Source organism: Pararhodobacter sp. CCB-MM2 (assembly GCF_001691415.1).
Classification (GTDB): domain Bacteria; phylum Pseudomonadota; class Alphaproteobacteria; order Rhodobacterales; family Rhodobacteraceae; genus Pararhodobacter.
Window position 1 is genome coordinate 1 of record NZ_LRRR01000066.1, and the last position, 1,792, is coordinate 1,792.

Annotated in this window: 3 pseudogenes; 1 reads left to right on the top strand and 2 read right to left on the bottom strand. The window is 57.9% G+C overall.

The window, feature by feature from the left end:
* Positions 1–567 precede the first annotated feature (567 nt).
* Positions 568–669: pseudogene (locus BCY78_RS26385) on the bottom strand (sigma factor-like helix-turn-helix DNA-binding protein); the annotation flags it as partial.
* Positions 670–750: 81 nt separating this feature from the next.
* On the opposite strand from BCY78_RS26385, the pseudogene BCY78_RS25465 reads away from it, so the two are divergent.
* Positions 751–879 (top strand): annotated as a pseudogene (locus tag BCY78_RS25465) (helix-turn-helix domain-containing protein); the annotation flags it as partial.
* A 620-nt stretch (positions 880–1,499) separates the two neighbouring features.
* On the opposite strand, the pseudogene BCY78_RS25765 reads toward BCY78_RS25465, so the two are convergent.
* Positions 1,500–1,792: pseudogene (locus BCY78_RS25765) on the bottom strand (hypothetical protein); the annotation flags it as partial.

A 1,792-nucleotide genomic window follows, 5' to 3' on the forward strand; every position in this document is an offset into this window, starting at 1 on the left:
AGCGCAAGCAGGTTGATCAAGCCCGAAAGAAGAAAAAGCGCGATCCCGTAGCGGTAAAGATCCGCCTTCAAAAGAGACCCGATACTGGATGACTTGTCGCCTGAGCGCGACCGCGAGGAAGAGGAGGGGGATACCATGGGAAACCTCGTTGATTTGCGGGTGTCCACACACAGAAAACCGCAGTTCCCTCAACGCCCGCCGATGCCCCAGAATCGCCACAATCTCGCCTTTTTTTCGAATCCCAAAGGCCGACAATCGATCAGACCTTGGGAGACACCCCCTTCAGACCTTGGTCTGATTCTGACCTGAAGAAATCGCTCAAGAAACATCCGCAAAGCACTGATATAAAATCATTATATAGGAAACACGGAGCAGGCCTTCCCCACGGCCGGTGACACCGGAAAACATGGCACCAAGAAGGCAAAACCCCCGCTCGCCAACCCTCGTGCCACGTGCCTGCCATGGGATCACGCCTGGCCAACCAGTCTCCTTAAGCCTCGCCCCCATGCCCTCGTGTCAAAAGAACATCGGATCAACGGCTTCGGCTGAGCTTGGATCGCAGCCAAGCCAGCCGAGGATGGCCTCTCGGGCCCGCAGAAGATAGGTGCCTACGGTCGACTTGCTCAGCTTCAGCCGAAGCCCGATCTCCCGCACCGAGAACCCCTGCTGTGAGTGCTGGACGTAATCTCCCCAAAACTGCTGGATGAAAATTCCCCAGTTCGGCGCTGATGCCAAGAGAAGGGCGCGCAGGTGGTAGGACTGAGGGAGATAGTGATGATCTTGGAATTGAAGCGTCAGGGCCTCGGTGTCAGCGCGATAGCGCGGCAGACGGGGTTGGATCGCAAGACGGTGCGGAAATATCTCGAGAGGGGTCTGGACGAGGAAAAGCCAGTGTGACCGCCAGAGTCACCGAACTCGCAATCTAGATTGAGCCCTTGTCTGCACATCACAATAGCGGCCAACAGCTTCTGGACATGCCACATCCAAAGGCCTGACAGAGGACCGCGCTCGATCACCTGCTTTGGGTGGTCAGAAATTCCTGGCATAACGGACGCCAACCTCAAAGGCTGTTACGAAGAGAAGGCGAGGAGCAGTGCTCCTCGCCTTGGCTTTGGGGTATCCCTCTCACCATCGCCAGGGGAGTGTGCTCCCCTCTCCTCAACAGCACACCGCTGGAGCCTTAATGGCCGCCTCTCACACCAGGTACCCAGTGGATTTGGGGGAGGTACCCGAGAAAGTTTGCAGCCATGGTGCTGCAAGGCTCCTGCAAGTGTTCACCGCCAGCCATGCCAATAGAGCAAGCAAAGCAGTGAAACGCTGTTGAATAGTCCCGACATCAACGCAGTCGCCGGATTCAAGAGCATCGCATGGGCATGCCCCTGAACTTGCTCACCCGCTGATCCAATTGAACGGCTCGGGAGATGACGGCGCGACATTGAGGCCTCCTGTCTTCGAAACCCCACCCGGCTTGTCCGGGTGAGGCAGTCTCATAGGGGTATTCAGAGACGGAAGTCATCCACCGTCAGGCTGTGATCGCTGCGGATGCGAAGCGTGAAGTCGGCCTCCCCATCCCCATCAACATGCCCGGACAGCTCGACAACCCCGTCCTCGCCCTCGCTCATCACCAGCGAGCCTGCACCCACACCCGTATCTGCGCTCTGCAGTGTGAACGACTGGTTCCCATTGACGCCACGGACGGCATCGATCGCCGAAAGGTCGATCAGGTCGCCCACCGAGAAGTCAAGGATCTCATCCCCATCCGCGGCGGCCGCGCTGTTGAACAGGATCGTAT